Origin of the sequence: Tunturiibacter gelidiferens, from assembly GCF_051013345.1 — a bacterium.
Lineage (GTDB): Bacteria > Acidobacteriota > Terriglobia > Terriglobales > Acidobacteriaceae > Edaphobacter > Edaphobacter gelidiferens_A.
On record NZ_CP132939.1, the window covers coordinates 6247694 to 6272227 of the forward strand.

General features: G+C 59.2%; 22 protein-coding genes and 2 pseudogenes. 9 read left to right on the forward strand and 15 right to left on the reverse strand.

Annotated features, from left to right (window positions below):
• Nucleotides 1-15: 15 nt before the first annotated feature.
• Nucleotides 16-480 (reverse strand): cupin domain-containing protein, encoded by a 465-nt coding sequence (locus RBB80_RS31650; protein WP_433966068.1) that lies wholly within the window; start codon nt 478-480, stop codon nt 16-18.
• A gap of 96 nt (nt 481-576) precedes the next feature.
• Here RBB80_RS31650 and RBB80_RS31655 point away from each other — a divergent pair, with 96 nt between their 5' ends.
• The 3 genes from RBB80_RS31655 to RBB80_RS31665 all read left to right on the forward strand — a co-directional run bounded on the left by RBB80_RS31655 (nt 577) and on the right by RBB80_RS31665 (nt 3124).
• Complete coding sequence (locus RBB80_RS31655; RefSeq protein ID WP_433966069.1) at nt 577-1443, forward strand: TatD family hydrolase; 867 nt, start codon at nt 577-579, stop codon at nt 1441-1443.
• A 42-nt stretch (nt 1444-1485) separates the two neighbouring features.
• The gene (locus RBB80_RS31660) at nt 1486-1986 is read left to right on the forward strand and encodes a YajQ family cyclic di-GMP-binding protein (protein WP_183763702.1); all 501 of its coding nucleotides are present in this window, start codon (nt 1486-1488) and stop codon (nt 1984-1986) included.
• A gap of 133 nt (nt 1987-2119) precedes the next feature.
• A complete protein-coding gene (locus RBB80_RS31665) occupies nt 2120-3124 on the forward strand; it encodes a polyprenyl synthetase family protein (protein ID WP_433966070.1) in 1005 nt (334 codons plus the stop codon).
• A gap of 60 nt (nt 3125-3184) precedes the next feature.
• Here RBB80_RS31665 and RBB80_RS31670 read toward each other — a convergent pair whose 3' ends face one another.
• The 4 genes from RBB80_RS31670 to RBB80_RS31685 form a co-directional block, all read right to left on the reverse strand.
• Nucleotides 3185-4405: a beta-1,3-glucanase family protein gene (locus RBB80_RS31670; protein ID WP_433966071.1), complete on the reverse strand. Its 1221-nt coding sequence runs from the start codon at nt 4403-4405 to the stop codon at nt 3185-3187.
• Between the two features lie 181 nt (nt 4406-4586).
• A complete protein-coding gene (locus tag RBB80_RS31675) occupies nt 4587-5717 on the reverse strand; it encodes a glycoside hydrolase family protein (protein WP_433966072.1) in 1131 nt (376 codons plus the stop codon).
• Between the two features lie 298 nt (nt 5718-6015).
• Nucleotides 6016-6249 carry an exodeoxyribonuclease VII small subunit gene (locus RBB80_RS31680; RefSeq protein WP_433966073.1) on the reverse strand — a complete coding sequence of 78 codons (234 nt, stop codon included), beginning with the start codon at nt 6247-6249 and terminating at the stop codon, nt 6016-6018.
• Nucleotides 6249-8201: a bifunctional homocysteine S-methyltransferase/methylenetetrahydrofolate reductase gene (locus RBB80_RS31685; protein WP_433966074.1), complete on the reverse strand. Its 1953-nt coding sequence runs from the start codon at nt 8199-8201 to the stop codon at nt 6249-6251. The genes RBB80_RS31680 and RBB80_RS31685 overlap by 1 nt, the downstream gene beginning before the upstream one ends.
• Before the next feature lie 180 nt (nt 8202-8381).
• On the opposite strand from RBB80_RS31685, the gene RBB80_RS31690 reads away from it, so the two are divergent.
• The 4 genes from RBB80_RS31690 to RBB80_RS31705 all read left to right on the forward strand — a co-directional run bounded on the left by RBB80_RS31690 (nt 8382) and on the right by RBB80_RS31705 (nt 12827).
• Nucleotides 8382-9935 carry a hypothetical protein gene (locus RBB80_RS31690; protein ID WP_433966075.1) on the forward strand — a complete coding sequence of 518 codons (1554 nt, stop codon included), beginning with the start codon at nt 8382-8384 and terminating at the stop codon, nt 9933-9935.
• A gap of 116 nt (nt 9936-10051) precedes the next feature.
• Nucleotides 10052-10765, forward strand: coding sequence for a bacillithiol biosynthesis deacetylase BshB1 (gene bshB1, locus RBB80_RS31695; protein WP_433966076.1), 714 nt, complete (start codon nt 10052-10054; stop codon nt 10763-10765).
• Nucleotides 10766-10861: 96 nt separating this feature from the next.
• Nucleotides 10862-11791 carry a ferritin-like domain-containing protein gene (locus RBB80_RS31700; protein ID WP_433966077.1) on the forward strand — a complete coding sequence of 310 codons (930 nt, stop codon included), beginning with the start codon at nt 10862-10864 and terminating at the stop codon, nt 11789-11791.
• Between the two features lie 13 nt (nt 11792-11804).
• The gene (locus tag RBB80_RS31705; RefSeq protein ID WP_433966078.1) at nt 11805-12827 is read left to right on the forward strand and encodes a ferritin-like domain-containing protein; all 1023 of its coding nucleotides are present in this window, start codon (nt 11805-11807) and stop codon (nt 12825-12827) included.
• Nucleotides 12828-12900: 73 nt separating this feature from the next.
• On the opposite strand, the gene RBB80_RS31710 is transcribed toward RBB80_RS31705, so the two are convergent.
• The 7 genes and pseudogenes from RBB80_RS31710 to dcd form a co-directional block, all read right to left on the reverse strand.
• Entirely contained in the window at nt 12901-13062 is a 162-nt protein-coding gene (locus RBB80_RS31710; protein ID WP_433966079.1) for a hypothetical protein, read from the reverse strand.
• Nucleotides 13053-13520 carry a hypothetical protein gene (locus RBB80_RS31715; RefSeq protein ID WP_433966080.1) on the reverse strand — a complete coding sequence of 156 codons (468 nt, stop codon included), beginning with the start codon at nt 13518-13520 and terminating at the stop codon, nt 13053-13055. Before RBB80_RS31715 ends, RBB80_RS31710 begins: the two co-directional genes overlap by 10 nt.
• Nucleotides 13521-13731: 211 nt before the next feature.
• Nucleotides 13732-14661: a UDP-3-O-(3-hydroxymyristoyl)glucosamine N-acyltransferase gene (lpxD, locus tag RBB80_RS31720; RefSeq protein ID WP_433966081.1), complete on the reverse strand. Its 930-nt coding sequence runs from the start codon at nt 14659-14661 to the stop codon at nt 13732-13734.
• A 25-nt stretch (nt 14662-14686) separates the two neighbouring features.
• Nucleotides 14687-15536: pseudogene (locus RBB80_RS31725) on the reverse strand (lysophospholipid acyltransferase family protein).
• A gap of 185 nt (nt 15537-15721) precedes the next feature.
• Nucleotides 15722-16423 carry a lipid-binding SYLF domain-containing protein gene (locus tag RBB80_RS31730; protein ID WP_433966082.1) on the reverse strand — a complete coding sequence of 234 codons (702 nt, stop codon included), beginning with the start codon at nt 16421-16423 and terminating at the stop codon, nt 15722-15724.
• Nucleotides 16424-16845: 422 nt separating this feature from the next.
• A complete protein-coding gene (locus RBB80_RS31735; protein ID WP_433966083.1) occupies nt 16846-17520 on the reverse strand; it encodes a response regulator transcription factor in 675 nt (224 codons plus the stop codon).
• A gap of 84 nt (nt 17521-17604) precedes the next feature.
• Nucleotides 17605-18159 (reverse strand): dCTP deaminase, encoded by a 555-nt coding sequence (gene dcd, locus RBB80_RS31740; RefSeq protein WP_183980989.1) that lies wholly within the window; start codon nt 18157-18159, stop codon nt 17605-17607.
• Nucleotides 18160-18405: 246 nt separating this feature from the next.
• Between dcd and RBB80_RS31745 the strand changes: the two genes are divergently transcribed.
• Nucleotides 18406-18675, forward strand: coding sequence for an HU family DNA-binding protein (locus tag RBB80_RS31745; RefSeq protein WP_158943184.1), 270 nt, complete (start codon nt 18406-18408; stop codon nt 18673-18675).
• Between the two features lie 80 nt (nt 18676-18755).
• Here the strand turns inward: RBB80_RS31745 and priA are convergent.
• Nucleotides 18756-21259, reverse strand: a pseudogene (gene priA / locus RBB80_RS31750) (replication restart helicase PriA).
• 304 nt (nt 21260-21563) lie between these two features.
• On the opposite strand from priA, the gene RBB80_RS31755 reads away from it, so the two are divergent.
• A complete protein-coding gene (locus RBB80_RS31755; RefSeq protein WP_433966084.1) occupies nt 21564-22205 on the forward strand; it encodes an acyloxyacyl hydrolase in 642 nt (213 codons plus the stop codon).
• A 2-nt stretch (nt 22206-22207) separates the two neighbouring features.
• Here RBB80_RS31755 and RBB80_RS31760 read toward each other — a convergent pair whose 3' ends face one another.
• Both RBB80_RS31760 and RBB80_RS31765 read right to left on the reverse strand, forming a co-directional pair.
• Nucleotides 22208-23233, reverse strand: coding sequence for an AraC family transcriptional regulator (locus RBB80_RS31760; RefSeq protein WP_433966085.1), 1026 nt, complete (start codon nt 23231-23233; stop codon nt 22208-22210).
• A gap of 6 nt (nt 23234-23239) precedes the next feature.
• Nucleotides 23240-24301: an NAD(P)-dependent alcohol dehydrogenase gene (locus RBB80_RS31765; RefSeq protein ID WP_433966086.1), complete on the reverse strand. Its 1062-nt coding sequence runs from the start codon at nt 24299-24301 to the stop codon at nt 23240-23242.
• Nucleotides 24302-24534 lie beyond the last annotated feature (233 nt).

A 24534-nucleotide genomic window follows, 5' to 3' on the forward strand; every position in this document is an offset into this window, starting at 1 on the left:
GAGAATCCGCCTTCCCTAAATGATTGCCTTCTGCACGCCGATGGCGACGACGAAGTAGTTTGCCATCACATCGCCGACGTTCTTCAGTCCATGCAGCACGCCCGATGCCGTGAAGATGACCCCGCCGGGTTCGACGATGCCGGTCTTGCCGTCACTGGTCACTTCGAGCTTCCCTTCGCGAATCATCAGAAACTCGGAGTGCGTGTGGCGATGGGGCTGATGCGGCATCTGACCCGGCGGCAGCGCGGTCTCGTGCACCTCCACAAACTCGCCCGTGGCCAGACGGCCCTGAATCACTGCGCGGCTGGCGCCTCCGTTGGCTGAGGCGTGCACCGGCAGCTTGTCGAAGGAGAAGATCTCAGAGTGCGCAAGCACCGGCTCCGTGGTTCCCGTCCCGCTCTGGCCTTCTGCCATCCCATTGCCCATCGCCGCAAAGGCCGAGAGCGCTACACAAAGATCACGCCGGTTGAGATTTTTCATGCCGACATACTACGCGGTCCGAACTATACCAGTCACGCACTCTTCTCCACATCCCTCGCCACCTTGTGTCGCGCCCGATGGGATACCCTGAAAGAGATGTCTCTGATCGACTCTCACGCCCACCTCGACTTCTACAACGAGACCCCAACAGAGCGCGATGAAGTGCTGCGCCGTGCCTATGCCGCGGGGGTCCATGCCATCCTCGCGATCGGCATCGGCGATGGCCCTGCGACCATGCACCAGGCGCTCGAGATCGCCACTTCGACCGCAGGCGCTGGGTTTCCGCAGGTCTACGCTAGCGCAGGGATTCACCCGCAGGAGGCTGCTCACGCTACCCCCGAGGCACTCGACAAGCTGGCCACGCTGGGTGCACACGAACGATGCATCGCTGTCGGCGAAATCGGGCTCGACTACTACCACTTCGACAACCCGGACACCGCTACGCAGAAGCAAGTTTTCATCGCCCAGATGCGACTCGCGGCGAAGATACGGAAGCCAATCCTGATCCACTGCCGCACCAGCGAGCTGGCAACACCGCAGGCCAAGGAGAAGTTTGGAGAGGCTGACGCCTGGGAGGACCTTCTTGCGCTGATCGATGAGCACTGGACGCCTTATGCGCTGGGCGGCATCATGCACTGCTTCTCCGGCACCGTCGATCAGGCGGAACGGTCTCTCGCCGCAGGCTTTTATCTCTCCTTCGCGGGCAACCTGACGTATCCGAAGGCACAGGCGATCCGCGATGCTTCCATTGCCGCTCCGAGCGACCGCATCTTGGTCGAAACCGATGCGCCGTTTCTTGCTCCGATCCCGCTTCGTGGCCAACGCAACGAGCCCGCTTTTGTCACGCATACGGCGGCAGCCCTGGCGGAACTTCGCGGCATCTCACCAGAAGAACTCGCCACCCGGACGACAGAGAACTTCAAAAATCTGTTCCCCACAACCCGCGAAACTCTCAAGCGCTGACATAATAGAGAGCGACAAAGTTACACAAGAAGGAACACACCCATGGCATCCGATAACAGCTTCGACGTAGTGAGCAAAGTAGAGATTCAGGAAGTGAAGAACGCCATCGATCAGGCCTCGAAAGAGGTTCATGCCCGCTTCGACCTCAAGGACTCGAAGTCGAAGATCGAGCTCGAAGGCACCGACACCATCCAGCTCGCCTCGCAGGACGAGTACAAGCTGCAGGCGGTGACCGAGATCCTTTCGCAGAAGTTGGTCAAGCGTGGCGTCTCGCTCAAGAACCTCGAGTTCGAGAAGATCGAGCCGGCCGCAAACTCCAGTGTGCGGCAGAAGATCAAGCTCGTGCAGGGGATCCCCTCCGAGAAGGCCAAGATCATCGTTGCCGCCATCAAGGACTCCAAGAAGAAGGCGCAGGCCAGCATTCAGGGCGACACCGTCCGCGTCGTCAGCAAGGACCGCGACGTTCTGCAGGAGGTCATGGCGCTTCTGAAAGGTAAAGACATCGGCGTCGAGCTTCAGTTCACCAACTTCCGCTCCAACTAACCTGCATCCTCCAGGCGGCGGAGAGCCGCGTTTCGCTGCCGCCTCACCAAACCATTGCTGCGATCAAAATTCTGACTCACTTTTTCGAGCCTATTCTGAAGCCAAATCCACATCCTGATACTCTGACTACTAAGTGAGCACGCTCTCCATCGCGACCGCAGCCGAGGTGTTCGACCTCCTCCGTGACGATCTAGCCGCCATCGAGCAGGAGTTCTCCCGCCAGTCGGCCTCGAACGTCGAGGTCATCACCGACATCGCGCGGTACCTGATCGCGGGTGGTGGCAAGCGCATTCGACCTCTTCTGCTGCTGCTCTCGGCCAAGGCTCTGGGCTGCACCAGCGAGAGCCGGATCCGTCTCGGTGCCGTAGTCGAGATGCTTCACACCGCAACCCTTGTCCACGACGACATCATCGACGAAGCCGATACACGGCGCGGGCGGCCATCTTCCAACACCACCTGGGGAAACGCCAAGTGCGTCCTCGCCGGCGACTGGCTCTACATGCAGTCGTTCTCGACGGCTCTTGAGGAGCGCAACTTTCGGGTTCTGGAACTGCTCATCTCGCTCACCCAGCAGATGGTCGAAGGCGAGCTCCTCCAGATTGAAAAGCTCGGCCACCTCATCAACGAAGAGGAGTACTTCGATCTCATCTTCCGCAAGACAGCCTGCCTCTTCAAGGTCTCCATGCAGCTCGGCGCCGCAATCACGCCTGTTCACGGCTTCGGCGGGCCGGAGGAACTTGAGGCTCAGCTTGGCGAGTACGGTCGCAACCTGGGCCTCGCCTTCCAGATCGTCGACGACGTCCTCGACCTGACCGCAGCCGAAGATATCCTTGGCAAACCCGTCGCCTCAGACCTCCGCGAAGGCAAAGCCACCCTCGCCGTCATCCACGCGCTCGAGCGCGGCACAGGAGCCGACCGCGAGGCCATCCGCACCGTCCTCGCAGACCGCAGCTTCACCCGCGTCTCTCACCCTCAGATCCTCGAGATTCTGCAGCGCCACGGTTCCATCGACTACGCCATGGACACAGCCTGCGCCTACGCCGAAGCAGCCCGCCTCACCATCGCCGACCTGCCCGACTCCGAAGCCAAGCGCGCCCTGCTCTGGGTCCCCGGCTTCGTCACCTCGCGCGACCGCTAAAGCTAGTCGAAGAAAAACTACGCTCACTGTAGAAGCACGCGCTGTCTCTTACCAGGCTCCTTACCAGCCGATCGCGATCTGGATGTACAGCGGATTATTGTGCGAGATATAGGTGGAATATCCGCCTACATCGTCATAGGGAAACCCATAGGCCTGGCCGTTGAGCGCGTTCTGGTGCCAGAACTGCGCGTAGTAGTTTGCCGGAGCACTCTGGTAAAACGACGAGCTCGGCGTCTTTGACCAGAACTTCGGATCGACCAGTTTCCCGTCAGGCTGGAACATCCCCGCCACGGCGACGTGCCTGTAGATAGCCGCCGAGAGATCGGGATAACTCCCCAACCCTGACCCATTCGACCCCGCCTTCGTAATCGTCAGCCCATTCTCCTGCCAGATCTGGTCGATGTAGCTCTGGTAGTAGTTCGCATACTGGCCGCCCGTATTAAACGCCGCATCCGGACTGACGATCCTATAGGGAGCGTAGGGCGGCTGCGCGAGATGCTGATACTCCGCCGGAACCTGCGCAAGGAATCGCTGAAAGGTTACCGAACGATCCTCCGCGAAGGTTGCTGCGTTTTCGCCCACCGTCGCCTGGTAGCCATCGGCACACAGCATTTGCATCGTGAGCTTGATTCCGAAGGCATCGACGCGTGTCGTGTTGCCGTGGAACGCAGGTGGATCGTTGCCGATGGTGTACTCCATGAAGTCGTAGTATGGGCTGGTCGTCGCGGTGGCGTCAGTGTAGGGCCCGAGATAAACGTAGATCCTTCCTGAGTTGTTGGCAGGCATATCGAAGGTATCCTGCTCTGCAATCGAATGAACGGTGTTGACTCCGTTGATGCTGACCTTCCACCAGACCTGGCTGTCAGGATACTTGCCATTGGTCCGATTGAGAAACTTGAACATCATTACATTCTGAGCAGGCGGTATATCGGTACTCGGAACCCAGAACCCGGGAGGGAAATCGACCGGAGTGGTCGGAGGCGTAGGCGTGGATGGAGGCGGTGCGGGCGGAGTCGGAGTTGAAGGCGGTGTCGGGGTGGTAACGGGCGGTGTGGGAGGTGCCGGAGTTGAAGGCGGGGTCGGGGTGGTGACGGGCGGTGTGGGCGGCGTCGGACTTGAAGGCGGTGTCGGCGTGGAAGTTGGCGGAGGCGTAGGGGTGGTGACAGGTGGTGTAGTGGGCGACACGATTGAAACCGGAGCGGTCCCGCCGGATCCGCAGCCGAAGAGAAAGATTCCCGGCACAAGCAAAAGAGAGATTGCAGCTCTGGAAAAAATTGTCATCTCAAGTTCCTGTAAGAGTTCGGCGAATGCACGAAGGCAACGATTCCACCGGTTAGAGTTGATGCAGCTTTACCAATATCAATTCGTCAGTCTTACAACGGTTCAAACCGATACGCCTACTACGGAACTGCACAACAAAACCGCTCGCGACCGAAGTCGCACATCACTTGAAACAACGTCGTCACTGCACGGGCAACGACAAATACAGCGTCCCCAGATCGGTCAGCACGCCGGTCGCACCCAGCAGGCTTGAGAAGTGTGGGTCGGGGCTCACGCGTCCCGTGAACCATGCATAGCGAAAGACATCCGCGCGGCTCTCGCAGGTTGCGACCATGCTGGTCATCTGCGCCTCCTGTTTTGCCAGCGTGTCGATCTGTGCGCCGTCATGCTGGCTGTGCCAATTCGCAAACTCCGTTACCCAGAACGGCTTGTTGTACTTTGTCAGCCGATCGAGTTGCGCATCCAGACCGTAGTCATACCAGTGGAAGGCGAGGTAGTCGATCTGCGGCGCGCGGTTGCTGTTCGCCGCTTCATAGGCGGCGTAGAACGCATCGAGCCACAGGACTGGGTCTTCGTAGTTCGTCATCGTCCCCCAGGTGATAGCAGGCCCCACGATCTTCACACCAGTCTGCGCGGCGACTGCCTCGTACTGCGGCCACAGCTGAGCGGCCTGTTGCGGCGTCAGATTCGACTGGCTCACCAGGTTCGGTTCATTCAAGACCAGCATGTATTTGATCCCTGGATTTGCCTTCAAGTACGTCACAACATCGGCCGCGTTGAAGCTTCCATTCCAGAGCATGGGATAGAAGTCCATCCCGTAGCGCGTCGCATAGTCGGTCGGCACGGCCGCGTTCGGACTCGGGCTCCAGTTGTACCACCAGCTCACACCCGCCGAGAGCGCAGACAGATCGGTCGCCGATGCCAGATCATAAGCGATTCCTCGCTTTGCGCTCTTCGACGCCGTTGGTGGTGGTGTCGGTGTAGGAGTTGGAGTTGGAGTGGGTGTGGGTGTGGGTGTTGGTGTTGGAGTGGGAGTGGGTGTTGGGGGCGGGGTAGGAATAGGTGTCGGTGTCGGGGTGGGAGTCGGTGGAGGAGTTGGGGTTGGTGCAGGAGTAGGAGTGGGATCAGGTGTTGGTGTGGGAGTTGGCGATGGCGTCGGAGTCGGGGTCGTCGGCGAACCAGAGTTCGGATCACTTGTGGATGCAAGCGTCGCAGCTCTCCCGCCGCCGCAACCGCAGGCAGCAAGACTAGCGCTACGCGCAAGCAACATCATTGCGCGATTAATCCGTACAGGCACACGCAGAGCCTTCAAAACTCCTCCTCTTGAAAGTTTCCTGTTCAAAAAACGAGAGCGATCACCGATCTAATTGCACTTCCCGATTCCATTGCTTTACGGATCAATGCACCCGACAGCAAGGCATTCACACCATGCGGCTTCGCCACTGGTCGCGGCTTCCCGATTCAAGCCCGCGACTTTAGAAAATCACGCCATCTCCTCCGGGTCACTGACTCGGAAGTTGCAGGCGCAAAGTTCTTCGGCCTCTTTATTTTTATGAGCTTACGTCCTATGGCGCAGCGCGAAGCCGCAGTCCGACCGGTCTCGGCAGCTTCTACTCTTCCCCACTCGTTTCCACATCCAGGTCCACCACCCGCATCGCATTTCTGCCCTGTTCGACCAGCACCTGGATCCTACCCTCTGCCGCCTCCAACTCCTTCTTGCAGGCGTTTGAGAGCTTCAGACCCTCCTCGAACAAATGCACCGACTCGTCGAGCGAGAGGTCTCCGCGCTCCAGCTTTTCGACCACACTCTCCAGCGCCGTTAACTGCTCTTCAAAATTTGCCATTATGCGACCAGACCTTCCTCGTCATCCCCACTCAGACCCAGCACGTCCGCGGCGACGCCGTAGCGTCCAAACGGCGCGCTCACCTGCACGCCCTGCACCATCGGCTTTGCCTCGGCCAGCATCTCCTGCGCGATCTTGACGCCCTCCAGCCTGCCTGCCTCAGGCGTCAACGCCGTGGCCATCCGCGCCATAATCTCATCCGGCATACTCACGCGCAGATCGTTCTTCATAAACTCTGCGTTGCGCAGACTAGTCAACGGCCAGATGCCTGCAATCACCGGAATCCGGAAGCCTTCGATCCGGCGCAAAAACTCTTCGAGCACGCGCATATCGAAGACGGGTTGCGTGATGGCGTACTCCGCCCCGGCCTCTACCTTGAACGCGAACCGGCGAACCTCCTGATCCATATCCTGCACTCCAGGGTTCGCAGCCACCGCGATGGAGAAGCCCGTCGACTCGCCGATGGAGTTGTTGCCGATGTCGAGTCCGTAGTTCAGGTTCCTCACCACATTCACCAGACCGATCGCATCGACGTCAAACACCGCCGTCGCGTTCGGATAGTTACCTAGCTTCGGCGGATCGCCCGTCAGGCAAAGAATATTCTTCAGCCCGATCGACGACGCGCCCAGCAGATCGCTCTGAATGCTCAGCACGTTCCTGTCGCGGCAGGTGTAGTGCAGAATCGTCTCGATGCCGACGTGCTGCTGAATCTGTACGCACAGGCTCTGCGCGCTCATCCTGGCGCTGGCCCGCGGCGAATCCGGCACATTGATCGCGTCAACGCCCAGCCGGTGCAACTGCGCTGCGCCATCGAGTTCCTTGCTGCAATCAATCCCCTTGGGCGGCACGATCTCCACCATCGTGACAAACTCGCCCGCCGCTACCATCGAGCCAATCTTCGATCGTTCGGCCAGCGGGGGCGGCGAAACCTTGCTCTCCTTGATGGTCGTGGCTTTGCCTGTACCGTTGCGCTGCATCACCTCGATGCCGCCCTCCATCGCTCCCAACGCCCGCAGCGAACTCTTCATCGCCCGCGTGTAGCTCGGAGTAGTTCCGCAACATCCGCCAACGATGCTCGCGCCCGCCTTCACCAGCTTGCGTGTGAAGCTGGCCATGTACTCTGGCGAGGTGAGGTAGATCGTGCGCCCCTCGACGGCCCGTGGAATTCCCGCGTTCGGCATCGCAGCCAGCGGCAGCGTCGTCACCGGACGCATACGCTCGATCACGCTCAACACCGTTGCCGGACCCGCGCTGCAGTTGCATCCCACAGCGTCCGCGCCCCACTCCGTCAGCTTAATTGCGGCAGTCTCCGCCGATGCACCATCCAGGCAGTTCCCATCTTCATCGACAGTCATCATCACGACGACGCGAACTCCGGGAGCCACACTGCGCGCCGCCAGAATCGCCTGCTCCGCCTCGGTCAGCGACGTCATTGTCTCTACGATCAGCAGATCCACGCCTACGCCCGGCCCACCCTCTACCAGCGCACGAATCTGCTCCGCAAAGGCCTCCTGCGCCTCTTCGAGTCCAACCTTGCCCAGCGGTTCCAGCCTTACGCCCAGCGGCCCGATCGACCCCGCCACAAACGCCTCGCAGGCCTGCTTCTCCTGGATCTGGTTCACGCACTCCCGCGCCAGCTTGACGCCCGCCACGTTGACCGCGCGCACCTGATCCTGCAACCCATGCTGGCCCAGGCGAAACCTGTTTCCCCCAAAGGTATTGGTCTCGACGACCTCCGCACCCGCCTGCAGGTACTCCGCATGAATCTCCCGCACCAACTCCGGCTGCGACAGGTTCAGTTCGTCGTAACACCGGTTGATGAAGACGCCGCGCGCGTACAGCATCGTGCCCATGGCTCCATCGCACAGCACAGTCCCGCCGTCAAACAGCCGGTCGGCCGCAGCATATCCTGCAACAGACACCAATTCCGCACCACCTACACCATCCGCCATATCCGTCTCCAAGTGTTCTCACCATCTTAAGCCACCCGGCGGATCCGCTCCAAACCAATAAAATTCAACCCTTTGCTGACTGCTCCCAAACCGTGGTCTGGCCGAGTCCTTTGTTATACTCGGCAGATAGCCGTGGCCGCCAAAATCATGCCGCAGCGCTCAGGTTGGAGTTAGTTACCGTTGACGAATCGAAGTCTCTTTACCCAGTCTCTCCGTGCCCAGATCTTCTGCGGCTTCCTGATCGCCGCTGTCACGCTGGGCCTCACAGCCTGCAGCACGCACTTCTACAAGTTTCCCCAGTTTACCTTCGCCAACCGGCCCATTCCGCCCAGCAGGCTCGCCCAACGGGTTATGGTTGGCGTCACTGCCAACGGCGGCACCACCGGCAGCCTGCAGATCCTCGATGCGTTTCGCGACCTCCGCAACAACGTTCAGAACACCAAGACTTCGTTCTCCATCAGCGGATACTCCTCCGGTTTTCCCAATCTCATCCTCAACTTCCCCTCTGAGATCACCGGCTACGTCTACTCCAACACGTTGGGCGACGTGCAGATCATCAACTACGGTACCGAATCTGCCACCGGCTCTGCCGCAGCCTTCCCGGCCAAGTCCACCAGCGTCGCTGTCCCTCCGACCTTCGCCCACGTCTACTCCGCCGAGGAGGGCGCCGGTCTGCTCGGCGTCAAAGACAACACCACTGGACTGACACTCCCGCTCAACCTCCCGAACGTCTTCCAGGTCGTCGTCAACCAGGGCGACACCGTCATACTTGCGATGGTCCGCAACTCCAACGCGATCTACCGACTCATCAGGCTGAACGCCAACCAGTACCTCACCTCGACCGCCGCCATCGCCGCCATCGCCGCGGTGGACTGTCAGCCCTTCAACCTTCCCATCTACTGCGTCGTCCCGGTCAACACCGGAACCAACGCAAACGCCTTCGACCGCCCCACCGGTGCCTACTTCTCCCTAGACGGCAACACCGTCTACGTTCTCAACTGTGGCGCAGAGTGCGGTGGAAACACCTCCAGCGTCACCTATCTCTCGCCGGGTGCGCTTCAAGTCAACAGCTACACCAACAGCACCGTGCCTGCACAACAGAACCCGAACGCCTTCCTCTCGAATCTCCCGGTTACAGGAGGCGTCACAACGGCGGTCTCCGATGGAAATAATCTCTACGTCGCCGGCCAGCAGCGACAACCCGACGGCCTCTTCGCGGGCAATCTCTCCATCATCAGCCTCGCGACCAATGCCGTCACCAGCACCACCTCCATCTCCGACGGCACTCACACCAAGATCCTCTTCGCCGACGACAACACTCTGTGGATCGGCTCTCAGTTCTGCGCCACCGGCGAACGCGCAGCCCGCGCAGCGCAGCAGATCGCAGCAGGCCAGCCCACTGACCAAAGCGCCAACTACAACTGCCTCACCCGCGTTGCTCTTCCTTCAGGTTCAACCGGCCCCAGCGCATCGGTCATTCCTGCCGTCACGCAAAGTACAACGTCGCCCGTCGTCGTCGCTTATCCAAACACGAACCAGAACCAGTTCTACTATGGCGACCTGACAGGACTCTGCTGGGTCCAGGGCTTCCACAAGGTCTACACCGCCTACGGTGGACAGGTCCATGCCTTCAACACTGCAGACGGCTCCGAGATCAACAACGCGAACATCACCGTTCAGGGCACAGCCCTCGATGTTGCCTACATGGACGCCGTCACCGACGCAGCCAACTAAGCTCTTAGCTCTTAGCCAGAAGCAAAAGCAAGCAGTCTCAACGAAGTATGTTTTGATCTCGCCCTTAGCTAAAGGCTAAGAGCTAACAGCTAAGAGCTGCACCAGGAGCCGCCCCTTTGGATATCCTCGCCATTGCAGCCCATCGCGACGACGTCGAACAGACCTGCGGCGGCACTCTCCTTGCCATGCACGCTCGCGGCTGGACCACAGGCATCCTCGATCTCACCCAGGGAGAGTCCGGCACCCGCGGCACCGCAGCCGACCGCGAAGCCGAAGCCACCGCCGCAGCCCGCATACTCAACGTAGCCCATCGCGAGGCTCTCGACCTTCCCGACGGCAACGTAGAGAACACCTTCGCCAACCGTCTCAAGCTCGCCGCCGTCCTTCGCCGCCTGCGGCCCCGCGTGGTCATCCTTCCTTATTGGCAAGGTCGTCACCCCGACCACTACACCTCGGCCACGTTAGGCTATGAAGCCTGCTTCGTCAGCGGCCTCGCCAAGGTCGTAACTCCCGGCGATCCCCACCCACCGCATCGGCCCTACAAGATCCTCTACGCAAGCCTCTACGCTGATGTGCGCCCCACCTTCGTCGTCGACATCACACCCTTCGCCGAGCAGCGCCTGCAGTCTCTGCTGGCCTATCGATCCCAATACGGCACGCAACCCGAGGGCACCGGCCTCTTCGTTCCCGAAGATGAGATTCGCGAGCGAACCTTCGCCACTGCGCGTCACTATGGTTTGCTGGCTGGCGTCCGCTATGCAGAGCCCTTCGTTCAAAAAGAAGTCGGCCTGATCGATGACCTCGTACTTCTTCCGGTTCAGTCGATATAAGTAATGTTTTCAAGATTCGATAAATCCATTACACTCCTCGGTACGTCACCAAAACTATAGATGTTGTTCGCAATGCGTTTCAAGGAGAGGTTAATTGTGGAGAAAAAGCTAAACGACCTTATAGACAAGGCTCTGTCCCGCCGCCAGTTTCTGGCAGGAGGAACGACAGCAGCTGCAGCCCTCGTAGTTGGGTGCAACAACAGTACAACCACACCCTCCCCGACACCGACACCAACGCCAACACCGCTCGACATTCCCGACAACGACATTCTGAACTTCGCCCTCAACCTCGAATATCTTGAGGCCGAGTTCTATCTGTATGCCGCCACCGGATCTGGCCTCTCCACAGCCGATGCGCTGACAGGCGCAGGAACCACCAAGGTCCCGGCCAACATCGCGGCCGTTCCCTGGACGACTCCAGCCCAGGCACAATTCGCCGCAGAGCTCGCCCAGACAGAACTGGATCACGTTCGCTATCTCCAGGCTGTGATCGGAAAAAACAGTGGCACCCCCGTTCCGCGCCCCACGATCGATCTAACCGCCTTCGGTCCTCTCGGGGTGGCCGCCGGCATCACCACGCCATTCAACCCGTTTGCAGACCCCAACAGCTTCCTCGTCGGCGCCTTCACGTTTGAGGATGTGGGCGTGACCGCTTACGGCGGTGCGGCTCCCTTGCTCGCCAGCAATATCATCCTCTCGGGCGCGGCAGGCCTCCAGGCCGCTGAGGCCTATCATGCAGCCGCCATCCGCACCCTCATCGCAGGTGGTGCGGCCAACTCCGGCGACGCAACCTTCCTCAACGACGCGAACAAGATCTCCGCAGTGCGCGCTATGCTTGGCGGAGGAAAAGAGACCCAACTCAGCATCTCCAGCATCGTTGCTGCTGATCCCACTTACGCCATCGCCTTCGGCCGCACAACCGATCAGGTTCTGCATATTGTCTACGGCGCTCTGGGTGCAGGCCTGTCCAAAGGCGGCTTCTTCCCCAATGGTCTAAATGGCACCATCACAACAACGGCATCCTAAGGACGGAGAGATCATGGCAACTTTAGAGACACAGCAGCTTGACGAAATCATCGTAAATACCCGCCGTAAGATGCTCACCATGGGAGGCGCTGCACTCGCTGCGCTCGCCTTCGGCGGTACAACCAAAGCAGAGGCGCAGTCGACCACCACTGGCGACCAGGACATCCTCAACTTCGCTCTCAACCTCGAGTACCTCGAAGCACAGTACTACAACCTCGCAGTCTCCGGCGTCACCATCGACCAACTCCCGACACCGATTCCCGTCGCTGTCAACGGAGGAACCGCCGGTAGCGTCACACTCAAGCCCAGCTTCGCCAAGGTACCATTCGCATCGTCCATCGTAGCGGCCTATGCTGCGGAGACGGCCATCGAAGAAGGCAAGCATGTCATCTTCCTGCAGAAGACCCTGGGCAAGGTCGCAGTCTCGATGCCCGACATCGATCTGTTCACCTCCTTCAATGCGCTCGCAGCCCTTGCAAACATCGGCACCGCCTTCGATCCCTTCGCCAGTGACGCGAACTTCCTCATCGGCGCATACATCTTCGAAGACGTTGGAGTCTCGGCCTACCACGGCGCTGCTCCTCTCATCACAGACAAGACAAATGTCCTCCCAGCGGCTGTGGGGATTCATGCGGTCGAAGCCTACCACGCTGGTCTGGTCCGCACCGTAATCAGCGTTTTTGATAACGGCGTCAGCACAGGACCTCTCAGCACGATGACCCAGGCGATCTCGGCGGCACGCTCCAAGCTGGCGAATCCCGATCCCGATCCCAAGAACGCCATCACCGTCCCCTTCACCACGTTTGCAGGAACAACAGCAGACGATCTAGGGGTACAAAGCGCGGCGGTCGGTCTCAACAGCAGCAGCACGACAACCACCTTCCCGTCGTCCACCATCGCTAATACTGACCTCAACGCTCTGGGCTGGTCGCGCAACTCGACCCAGATCCTGGCAATCGTCACCGGAAACCCCGCGACCGCCACGTCCTTTCAGGGAGGCTTCTTCCCCAGTGGCCTCAACGGCAACATCGCATAAACTTCAACTACCCCGCATCAAAAAGAGCCGCAGGCGATTCAGCCTGCGGCTCTTTCCATCTGGAACCGATTCATCAAACGGCGGCCCCCGCTCGAAGCCTCCCCCTCACGAACTCCACAACCTCCTCCGTCACATAGACGGGCGGCTGCATCGCAAGCACCGGCGTCCCCTCCACCAGCTTCAGCGAGACTCCCTTCCACTCCGGCCTTCGCAACACACCATCTGCTACCAGCACGGCGTCCGCGCGATCCAAAAATACTTAGCCGAATCTTTGAAGTCTGCAGTCTCCGGATCGAGCACGCTCAGATAAAGATCTGGCCTCAGAAACCGCAGGATGCTGTTCGACTCGATCACCACATTCTCCGCTCGCTCCATCTCCTTCCGAATGCGCGGCATCGCCTCCGACAGATCGCCCTGGCGCGTCCTCACCCAGAACGACCGCACCGCCCCTGCTGCCAAGTATCTTCCCGAATCCGTCGTAGCATCGCCCCCCACCCGCTCCTCACTGACCGCGACCGCATGTTCGGCCGTCTCGCAGTCGCAGGGCTCACCATTGGCCGAGCACATCCCATGCCCGAACTGCGTAATTTTGAACGCGGTCCAATGCATCTCCGGCATCGCCGCGATCAGCCCGGCCACCACACTGGTCTTTCCGATATTTCTCGTGTGTCCGCCAACCACCACAATCGCCATCACTCACCGCACATTCCCACTGATTTTAGTCCTGCCGGACGAGCCCACTGCGCGTGGGGCGGGCGTTCGCACGCCATTTTAGAGCTTCGCGTGGTCCTCCCGTTGGTCGGAATCATCTTCCTTCGCGACCAACGGGAGCGCCATGCGAAGCGGTATACAAGTCACGAAGTGACCGCCCCACGCGCAGTGGGCCCGTCCGGCAGGACACCCCTCAGAGCCGCTTCAACCTGGCAAGATCCCGCAGATACTCCTTCAAAGGCCGAGCCGGCCGCCCCCAGAACACCTCCCCAGCCCCTCGCATCTTCTTCCCACTCAGCACTCCAGCCCCACCACCAAGAATCACACCCGCCCCCACCGTCGCGTGCTCTCCAATCCCCACCTGCCCACCCAGAATCGCGCCATCCTCCACCACACTCGAACCCGAGATCCCCGTCTGCGCCGCAATAATCACGTTCTTCCCAATCACGCAGTTATGGCCGATATGCACGAGGTTATCGATCTTCGTCCCGCGCCCGATCCGTGTCTCCCCCAGCGCACCGCGATCGATCGTCGTATTCGCGCCAATCTCGACATCATCCTCCACCACCAGCCGCCCCTGCTGAGGAAAGATCAGATACTCTCCCGTCTCGGCACTCCGCACATACCCAAACCCCGTCGACCCCAGCACCGCCCCCGCCTGCACCACCACGCGGTCCCCCAGGAGCGTCCCCGCGTAAATCGTCACTCGCGCCCCAATCTCACATCCACTCCCAATCACCACACCGTCGCCGAGCACAGCACCCGGCCCAACCGCAGACCCCACGCCAATCGCCACCTTCTGCCCCACCACGGCCGAGGCATGCACTCCCGCCCGAACCTCGTCGACGCTCAACCTCCGCGCCACCAGAGCAAACGCATACTTCGCATCGGCCACCCACAAAACCCGCGGGTCCGGCGTCCGATTGGGCGGCAGTTCTGCCGACTCCAGCTTCCTGTTCGCCAGAATCACCCCAGCCCTCGACCGCAGCGCCCTGCCCAGCGCCTCCCCATCGACCGCAAACACAACCGAGTTCTCCCCAGCGTCCTCGATACTCGACACCGACGTTACCTCCACCTCCAACAGAGGCGCGCTCACCCCAACCCAGTCCGCTATCGTACTCATCGTTGTCATCCGTAGATCCCCGCCATCAATAGATCCCCTCTTCCCCCGGAGGCCGCGTCTTCCATCGTCGATGCATCCACAGCCACTGATCAGGATACTGCCGAATCGTTGCTTCAATCGCCGCCGTGAACGCCGCCGTATTTGTAACCGCGTCGGTTTCAGAATCTCCCGTATGCGTCACCTCAAGCTCTCTGCCGAAGCGAAGCACATACTTCTGCTCGCTCTCCTCCCACAGAAGAAACCCCGGCACCACCGCCGCTCCGGTCTTCCCCGCAATCCGGGCCATCCCCGAGGCCGTGCACGCCTGCACTCCAAAGAACGGCACAAACACACCCTGAGGCGGAGTCATGTTCGTGTCCATCAGAATCCCAACCGTCTCCCCCGCGCATCGACGCAATCAACCCCCGCGCAAAATCGTCCTTATGAATCACTCGATTTCCATGCAGGCACCGAATGCGGTTTACAAACTCGTCCACCAGCGGGTTATCCAGCCGGCGTATCACCATCCCCATCGGCATGCCCATCAGCGAGTGGTAGAAGCTCGACAACTCCCACGCTCCCAGATGTCCGGTCAACACCAGCACACCCTTTCCGCGCTCGCGAGCCGCCAGATAGTTTTCCAACCCGTCATAACGTATAAATTGGCTGGCTTCCGCCTGCGTATATGCCGGCATCAGGCAAAACTCAGCCAGTAACCAACCCAGATTCCGGTACAAGGATCGTAGAATCCTCTCCCGCTCCAGCTCCGGCATCTCAGGAAAAGCAAGCTTCAAGTTTCGTACGCCGACCGCACGCAGCCGTCCCAACCCGTAAAGCGCAATTGCCGCAATTCCCTTGCCCGCCGCTCTGGCCAATCCCCGCGGAAGCAAACCCATCCCGTGAACCGCCAACCACACAACGGCAAACTCAACTCGTTCGCGGAAGCTCACCTCCGCGTCAACTGCCTCTTTTTGTGGAACCTGGCTCAAGCCTCTAGTCTACCGATTTCAACCCTCGTCGCCTTAAAATCAGAAAGGGCGGCAAAATCAGCCCGCCCTTTCACGATCAAACAACGATGCGACTACTGGTTCTTGGCAACCACAAAATACTTCGCCACCGTCCGCACAAACGGACGAGCCTCAACCGGCGTCACTTCCTTGCCACCAAGAATCTGTTCGAACTGAATATCGGAACCATACAGCGCGCGGGTGTCCTCCTGATTCTGTGACAGCACGGTGCCATCGAGATCGATGCCGGCGAACAGCCCTTTGCTACGCGAGTAGCTCAGGAACTCTGCATTCAACTTCCAGTCCGTCCCAGCCTGGGCATTGCGTCCCACCGGGCCGGCAGAGGCTGCTGCATCTGCTCCCAGCTTGAACTTGTTCTTTAGCATGGACTGCAGACCCTGCTGATTCATCGCGATCAACACAAGATCCGTCGCCTGTCCGCCAATCTGGAACCCGAAGCTGCCTCCGGCCAGTTGAACGCAAACCGGAGCGCTCCACTTCCCGCTGGGCGTACGACAGGTCGCGACGCCCTGCCCATACTGTGCTCCCACAACAAAGGCGCCCTTCTTAAAGCTCGGAATCACGACCACGCACGATGCGCCCGACAGAATACCGCTTGGAATGCCTTTATCGGGTGTCGCCATAATCTCGTTGAGTACCAGGCCGGCAGCCGAAAATCGTTCTCCAATCTTCGCCTTATCACCCTCGGCCCGTGCCGACAGAGAACCGGCGATCATCGCCAAACCGCACAGAGCAACTGAAATCTTCTTCAACATTTTCGTTATCCCTTTCGAGTTCTTATATGTATTTGGAGAGGACTCAGCAAGCTGCCTATTTCCAACACTATATAAGATGGAGGGAAACCGATCTAAGTTGTCCCGCCAATAAAACGGGAACCGCATTTGCCGATACGGCCCACACACCAAAAATGGGGGTTGTAGAGATAATGTCGGCAGAACTCCGACGCTATCTCTACAACCCCTCTCCCAGGTCTGTGTTGCTTGGTAGTACTTTGCTCCACATTACCTTCGCTCACAACGGTACGAAGGTGGGTATACCTTTGAGCAGTTTTTGCTAACTTAGTAGTTAACACATTTTGGCGAATGAAGGCGAGCTAAATCCATCTCTATCATCAGATGTTCCGGGTTGGGACAAGCAGCCGGTTTTCGTCGCCCTGAATTCTGTATCAAATCTGACGTTACCGCTTCATCAACAGCTTTTGGTTGACGGCCTGAACAGACAGCGCAATGCGGTTATCAACCCCCACCTTCCGCATCAGGTTGCCCACGTGCTTCTTCACCGTGCCCACGTCTATGCCAAGTTCCCGGCCGATCGCCGGATTAGGATGTCCAGCAGCCAGCAGGCGCAGCACCTGCAGCTCCCGTTTCGTGAACTTCGGCTCCTTGGCTGGTTTGGTCGCCGTCTCCGCTCCAACTGAAGTCGACTCAAGCAACCGCGCCAATACCTTGCGCGGAGCCCACACCGACCCATCCTGCACGACCTCGATCGCCATTCGAATCTCACTCTCCTTCGCCGAGTGCGCCAGGTAGCCCTTCGCTCCCGCGCCGATAATGCGCTGGATGTGATCGTGGTCCTCCTCAAGCCCAAGCACCATCAGCCGAAACCGCGGACGGGTTCTGCGAAACGTCGCCAGCAGCTCAAAGATATGTTCCGTACACGCCGAATCGATCAGGATCAACGACACCCCCGACGCATCCAGCGCACCCGGAACCGACAGAGGAACAACTTCCACCGGTCCGCCGTCAGGAAAAATCGTCTGCAATCCCAGAATCCGTAACGGATCCGCGGCCACCAGACCAACGCGCACAGATCCCTTGACCTTCTTAGCCTTCTTGTCTTTTGCATCCTTCATCGCCTGCGCAGCCCCTTTACTCAGCATCGTGCATTTAGTAGGCCGACTTAAGCGCTTCAGAAAATCATGACACCCGCCACGAATCTACAACTTCGGCAGAACGATCCCCTGTTGATTCTGATACTTTCCTTTACGATCCGCGTAGCTGACCTCACAGACCTCGTCGGACTGGAAGAACAGGATCTGGCAGAGCCCTTCATTGGCATACACCCGCGCCGGCAGAGGCGTTGTGTTCGAGATCTCGAGAGTCACAAAACCCTCCCACTCCGGCTCGAACGGCGTCACGTTCACAATAATCCCGCACCGCGCATACGTCGATTTGCCTACGCAGATCGTCAGCACATCGCGAGGAATCTTGAAGTACTCAATCGACCGCGCCAGCGCAAAAGAGTTCGGCGGAACGATCACGCTATCGGCCTGCACGGTCACAAACGAGCGCTCGTCGAAAGCCTTGGGATCGATGATGGCGCTGTTGACGTTGGTAAAGATCTTGAACTCGTCCGAGACCCGCAGATCGTAGCCATAAGAGGAGAGTCCATACGAAATAACACCCTCTCGAACCTGTTTTTCGCTAAACGGAGAGATCATTCCGTGTTCGTTCGCCTGTTGGCGAATCCAACGGTCGCTTTTTATTGCCACTCTGGTGTTCCCCTTTGGTACTGCTTTTTTGAAATTTCTTCAATTCTCGCAGAAGGTGATATCCCTAATTGTCGCAGAAGGGTGTAAATTGGGTGCGGTAGTGTCCCAGGTCCCATTGCATCATTAGATTCTTCATCTTACGGTAGCGTTCTTTCGTTGACAATCTGAGTTCGAGTTTCTAACATCACCGTACTACCAGGTCAGCACCAGTTTTCTAAAAATTACAGCCCAAGGACGGCGGCCCAGATGATTAAGCAGGATCTCATACAGAGGGTGGTAGAAAGAACCGGCCTTCCAAGGACAAAAGCAGAGTCGGCTGTCGATGCGATCTTTGAAAGCATGAAAGCTACTCTCATCGCGGGCGACCGCATTGAACTCCGCGGATTTGGTGTATTTACCGTCAAGCCGCGCAAAACCGGAATCGGCCGCAATCCCAGGACCGGCGCCGAAGTCACCATTGCCCCAGGCAAAGCAGTTCGCTTCAAGCCAGGCAAAGAGCTTCACCTGCTCGACTAGAGCATTTGACTAAGTCTTGACGCACCAGCAGTCGCGACTTGTTTGCAACATCCTCCCCAGCATTTCTCGCCAACGATGCGTCACATCAGGTGCACCGCGTCCACGTCGACCACCAGGTTCCGGCGCAAAATCCCTTGCGTCTCCGCATAGGCAAGCATCGCCCGCAGCGTCTCGCCCAGCGTCTGCCGCCGCTCCGCCTTCAGCACGAAATGGTAGCGGTAGATCCGCTTCAACCGCACAATCGGTGCCGCCGCCGGTCCCAGCACGCGCACCTTATCCAGCCGGGACTTCTGAAACCATCGCCCCAGCGTCCCTGCCCACCCCGTAGCCTCCTCCAACTTCTCGCTCTGAATCACCACATTAGCCAGCACCGCAAACGGCGGGTAGTGCATCCACCGCCGATACTGCATCTCCTTCGCCACAAACCCCGGATAGTCATGCTTCGCCGCGAACTGAATCGCGTAGTGATCCGGATGATACGTCTGCACCAGCACCTTCCCAATCAGATCTCCGCGCCCCGCCCTGCCCGACACCTGCGTCAGCAACTGAAACACCCTCTCCGCCGCGCGAAAATCAGGCAGCCCGAGTTGGAAGTCCGCCCCAATCACTCCAACCAGCGTCACCCCATGAATGTCATGTCCCTTCGCGATCATCTGGGTCCCCACCAAAAGGTTGATCTCGCCCCCATGCAGCCGCGCCAGCAACCGTTCCATATCTGAGCGCCCGCGCACGGTATCCCGATCCATACGCCCAATCCGCGCCGTCGGAAAAAGCTCCTGCAGCCTCTCCTCACCTTGCTGCGAGCCCACCCCAAGAAAATAAAGATGCTCACTCTCGCACTTCGGGCACTTTGTCGGCACTGACCGTCGCGACCCGCAGTAGTGACACTCCAATCGCTGTCCCGGCTGCGCAATCGCATCGTTCCCACTCACCGGCTTGTGATAAGTCATCGACACCGCGCAGTTCTCGCACTCAATCTTCTCCCCGCAGCTCCGGCAAAGCACGGTAGACGAGTACCCCCGCCGATTCAGCAGCAAAATCACCTGCTCCCCACGATCCAGCGTAGCCTGCGTCTCCTCCATCAGCCTTCGCGAAAAGATCTGCTCCTGCCCGGTCTCGCGAAACTCCTCCCGCATATCCACCAGTTCCACCAGAGGCATCGGCCTGTCCGCCACGCGAGCGCGCATCTCGATCCGCGTATACCGCCCCTTCTCCGCATTCGCCCAGCTCTCGAGCGACGGCGTCGCCGACCCCAAAACCACCACCGCCTCATTGAACTTCGCCCGCATCACCGCCACATCGCGCCCGTGATACCGCGGCGTCTCCTCCTGCTTGTAGCTCGAGTCATGCTCCTCATCCACGATGATCAGTCCCAGATCCACCATCGGCGCAAACACCGCCGACCGCGTCCCCACCACGATCCTCGCCTCCCCTCGCCGGATCCTGTGCCACTGCTCTGCCCGCTCATCCGGCGTCAACTGCGAGTGCAGCAGCGCCACCTCACCTCCAAACGCCGCCACCATCTGCCCTGCCATCGCCGGCGTCAACCCAATCTCCGGCACCAGCAGCAACGCGCTCTTCCCCGCGTCCAGCGCCCTCTGCATCGCGGCAAAATAAACCGAAGTCTTCCCGCTTCCCGTAATCCCGTACAACAGATGCGGCCGAAACCCACCCTTCTCCATCGCCGCCGCAATGGTACCCAGCGCCTCCATCTGCGCTTCATTCAAAGCATGTTCATGCGCATGCTTCTTTCCCTCCGCGCCCACACCACCCAGATGAAACTCCTCCGCAACCTCTTCAATCCTCACCAGCCCACGCTTCACCAGAGTCCCCAGCGTAGACTCCGGCACTTCAGCGCGCGTCAGGCTAAGCCGCAGATCCCGCACCCGCATCCGCCCGCCCACCGCCGCAAGCTCCGCCAGAATCGCCGTCTGATTCTCATTCAGCTTCGGCAGCCGAGCCTCCACCACCAGCACCGCCACCTTCTCCAACCGCCGCGCGTCTCTCTCTTCCGCCACCGCCTCGCGCACCAGCCACTTCTTCTTGACCATCCCCTCCAGCAGCCCCTTATTCGCCCCCGTTGCCGACCGCAGCGCAGACATCTTCGCCGCCTCGCCACCCTCCAGATAATTCAGCACCGCGTACTCGCGATTCTGCTCCTCCACCGTCAGCTTCGATCGCCGCGAAGACCCCTTCACCGCGCCCTCATACAACACCTTCCTCCCAGCCTCAGCGATCCGATAAGAAAAATGCCGCTTCACCTCCGCCGCCAGCGGCAGCATCCCACGCAACACCTCACCCAAAGGCGCGACATAATATTGCGCGATCCACGCCGCCAGCTTCATCAACTCCTCCGGCAGCAGCGCAGCCTCATCCAACACCTGCTGCACCGGCTTGATCTCAAACTCCTCCCCGGAGCATCCTCATGCACCCTCACCACCACACCCATCAGCCTCTGCCCACTGAACGGCACCAGCACCCGCGCCCCCACCACTGGACCATCTCCAGGCATAGCTCCATTCACCGAATAGGTAAACGTCCTGTCCAGCGGCACCGGCAAAGCAACATCACAAAACAAAGCCATCCCACCAGCTTAGCGGATTCGCTACGACGGATCTTTACCGCATCGCGTGGCTCCTCCACCTGAACAGAGAACCAGCCACCGCTTGCCGCGAGCACTCATCTGCCAGACGCAGAGCGCGCATGCGGCGTGTGTTAGAGTCGGTTGCAATGATCGGGCTTCGCTGCGCTTCCCTGTGCATCCTTCTGACGCACGCGTTCCTCGCTCTTCACGCACAAACAGTCGCGTCGTCTGACGGCGGTAGCCTCTACTTCAGCCGAAAAACAGCTTCGGCATCTTCACCGAATCCTCCAACGACTCAAGCCACATGCTTATCGGGAACGCCAGAAACCGCAAGCTGGCAACTCTCGGCGCGACCTACAACCATAGGATCACTCTGAATCACTCCGTAGATATGCAATATCTGGCGGAAGTCCGTCCTGTGCTATTGGTGAGCGACCCAGTTACAAATACAACCCAAAACTACTTTGGACCGCCTGCAGATACCACCCTCTCCTTCAGCACTGTCTACATATCGCCCTGTCCCACAAAACCATTCACTTTGAATGGAACGTATTCGAGCGGACCTTACGCCGGTTCGCCGTTCACCGCCGTCTTCACCTATACCTGCAGCCGAAGGTGGACCTATGGCCAGGGACTCAGTCCACTCGGATTAAAGGTCAATCTCTTCCCGCACCATCGCCTGCAACCTGTGTTCATCATGGCCGCCGGATATATGTTCTCGACGCGTCCGATTCCCATTCCGACTGCGGGCTCGTTCAACTTCACCTTAGAGTTCGGGGCGGGGCTGGAACTCTATCGGCAACGGACGAGCTCCGGCAGCATCTTCGGCAACCGTTCCCTCCGCACCGAGTACCGATATCACCACATCTCGAATGCCTTCACCGCAACATCCAACCCGGGCATCGATAGTGGACTTTTCCAGGTTACGTTTGCCTTTGGCCGCTAGCCTTACATGGAACTTCGATATCTACGACGCCGCCTTCTCCCGCTGCGCCCCCGCCAATGTGCCGGCGGAACACCCTCCCAGATCCGAAACGCCCGCACAAACGAGTTCGAATCCTCATACCCCAACAGATGCGCCGTCTCACTCAATTCCAGCAGCGAATTGGTCAAATAGTGCCGCGCCAGTTGATGCCGCGCCTCTTCCAGAGCCTTCTGAAAACTCGAGCCCGCATCCTGCAACCGCCGCTGCAGGGTACGAGAGCTGATATGAAGCTCACGCGCGATCTCCTGCATCTTCGGACGGCTCCCCGTTAGCTTCCGCTGGATCGTCGCGCGAACACCCTCAGTAAAACTCTCCTCGCCTTTGTACTGCTTCAACTCCTCATCCAGTTGCGGCGCCAGCATCGCCAGCAACTCCGCGTTGCGAGTCACAAAGCGAAGCTCAGCATCCGACGCACGAAACACAATCGCATTCCGCGCCGCGCCAAACACAACTGGACAGCCAAAGTGCCGCTCGAGAATCCTTGCATTCGCACGCGGTCGCTGCAGTTCAAGACGCACCGGCGAGATCCGCATCCCCGTCCCATGCCGCGCAATCGAAAGCACCCACGCGAAGCACAGATCGGTCAGCACCGCAGGCTCAACCTCGTTCGCCAGCAGCCATCGAAACTGAATCGCCCACTCTGCATCATCCCGCTCAAGCACAACCTCCTCCGGGCAGGAGAGTTGTTTGTACCGGGCGAGCTGCCGCATCGCGTCACCAAAGCTGCCCGTCGAAAGAGCCGCAAGCACCATAGGATCGAAGTGCTCCGACTTCGCCGCCGTACCCAACACGAGCCCAATGGCGGGATCTGGGCTCACCTGCCCAATCCCCCGCCACAGCGCAAAGAACTCCTCTGTCGTTACGAGAATTCGAGGTTGATCGAGCAGTCCCGAAGGCAACCCCGCACGTTCCAACACAGAAGACACACGAACTCCCGACTCGTTCAACTTCGTTGACAGATGGCCGGAAACTCGAAAATGCTTACTCATCGAAAACTACGCTGCACCTTTCAGAGAGGCCATATCGATGACGAATCGATACTTCACATCCGCCTTCAACAACCTCTCGTAAGCGTCATTCACCTTCTGAATCGGAATGATCTCCACTTCGGAGGTGATGTTATGTTTGCCACAGAAATCAAGCATCTCCTGTGTCTCCGCAACGCCTCCGATCGGCGAACCCGACAGGCTCTTGCGACCGAACAACAGGCCGAACGCAGCCACAGACAATGGCTTCTCCGGCGCGCCCACCAGGCAGAGATTCCCATCCCGGCGCAGCAGATTCAAATACGCATTGATGTCGTGATCAGCCGACACCGCATCGAGGATGAAGTCAAAGCTACCCGCATGCTTCGCCATCTCATCGGCGTTGCGAGAGATCACAACCTCATCCGCTCCCAGGCGAAGAGCGTCGTCCTTCTTGTTCGGCGAAGTCGTAAACAGCACCACGTGCGCACCCAGCGCATGAGCGAACTTCACTCCCATGTGGCCAAGACCGCCAAGGCCCACAACACCAACCTTCTTGCCCTTCGTCACGCCCCAGTGATGCATCGGCGAGTAGGTGGTAATGCCGGCGCAGAGCAGAGGAGCAGCCCCCGCAGGATCAAGATTGCTCGGAACCTTCAGAACAAATCTCTCGTCCACAACAACACTATCCGAGTAGCCGCCATACGTGACTCCGCCGGTGTGCTTGTCTGGAAAGTTATAAGTGAGCGTTAGATTTGGGCAGAACTGCTCCAGGCCCGCCTTGCACTCCTCGCACGTGCCATCGGAGTCGACCATGCAGCCCACAGCCACAACGTCGCCGGTCTTGAACTTCTTTACAGCGGAGCCGGTCTTGGTCACACGCCCTACAATCTCGTGGCCCGGAACGCAGGGGTAGACCGTGGGCATCACACCGCTCCACTCATTACGGGCCTGGTGCAGATCAGAGTGACAGATTCCACAGAAGAGAATCTCGATCTGCACGTCTGTTTCGGTTGGATCGCGCCGCGCGATCGTAGTGGATGCAAGCGGCGATGACGCACTGGCAGCAGAGAATGCTTTTGCGTTGTACATGGTTCAAATGTAGACCGTCGTCATGTCTCTCTGATATGCAAAACACGCCATTCTCTATGCAGAATACGCCCACACATTTCGATTCAAAAATATTTGGCTAACCACAGTCGAACGCGTCAATGATCACTAAAGACGCACAATCACAAGGTGCTCCGCTGTGCCCTTCCAATGACGAAACAAGCACGGCCAATGTTCTCTGGCGTCATCCCTCCGCAAACGCTATCCTTCTCCCA

What these genes read in the sequence shown, in the direction of transcription:
- RBB80_RS31670 (WP_433966071.1), bottom strand. Translation starts at nt 4,405, where the DNA reads ATGACAATTTTTTCCAGAGCTGCAATCTCTCTTTTGCTTGTGCCGGGA.
- RBB80_RS31650 (WP_433966068.1), bottom strand. Translation starts at nt 480, where the DNA reads ATGAAAAATCTCAACCGGCGTGATCTTTGTGTAGCGCTCTCGGCCTTT.
- lpxD (WP_433966081.1), bottom strand. Translation starts at nt 14,661, where the DNA reads ATGAGTACGATAGCGGACTGGGTTGGGGTGAGCGCGCCTCTGTTGGAG.
- RBB80_RS31655 (WP_433966069.1), top strand. Translation starts at nt 577, where the DNA reads ATGTCTCTGATCGACTCTCACGCCCACCTCGACTTCTACAACGAGACC.
- RBB80_RS31730 (WP_433966082.1), bottom strand. Translation starts at nt 16,423, where the DNA reads ATGTTGAAGAAGATTTCAGTTGCTCTGTGCGGTTTGGCGATGATCGCC.
- RBB80_RS31760 (WP_433966085.1), bottom strand. Translation starts at nt 23,233, where the DNA reads ATGAGTAAGCATTTTCGAGTTTCCGGCCATCTGTCAACGAAGTTGAAC.
- RBB80_RS31685 (WP_433966074.1), bottom strand. Translation starts at nt 8,201, where the DNA reads ATGGCGGATGGTGTAGGTGGTGCGGAATTGGTGTCTGTTGCAGGATAT.
- RBB80_RS31745 (WP_158943184.1), top strand. Translation starts at nt 18,406, where the DNA reads ATGATTAAGCAGGATCTCATACAGAGGGTGGTAGAAAGAACCGGCCTT.
- RBB80_RS31765 (WP_433966086.1), bottom strand. Translation starts at nt 24,301, where the DNA reads ATGTACAACGCAAAAGCATTCTCTGCTGCCAGTGCGTCATCGCCGCTT.
- RBB80_RS31705 (WP_433966078.1), top strand. Translation starts at nt 11,805, where the DNA reads ATGGCAACTTTAGAGACACAGCAGCTTGACGAAATCATCGTAAATACC.
- RBB80_RS31660 (WP_183763702.1), top strand. Translation starts at nt 1,486, where the DNA reads ATGGCATCCGATAACAGCTTCGACGTAGTGAGCAAAGTAGAGATTCAG.
- RBB80_RS31715 (WP_433966080.1), bottom strand. Translation starts at nt 13,520, where the DNA reads ATGGCGATTGTGGTGGTTGGCGGACACACGAGAAATATCGGAAAGACC.
- RBB80_RS31755 (WP_433966084.1), top strand. Translation starts at nt 21,564, where the DNA reads ATGCTTATCGGGAACGCCAGAAACCGCAAGCTGGCAACTCTCGGCGCG.
- RBB80_RS31735 (WP_433966083.1), bottom strand. Translation starts at nt 17,520, where the DNA reads ATGAAGGATGCAAAAGACAAGAAGGCTAAGAAGGTCAAGGGATCTGTG.
- RBB80_RS31680 (WP_433966073.1), bottom strand. Translation starts at nt 6,249, where the DNA reads ATGGCAAATTTTGAAGAGCAGTTAACGGCGCTGGAGAGTGTGGTCGAA.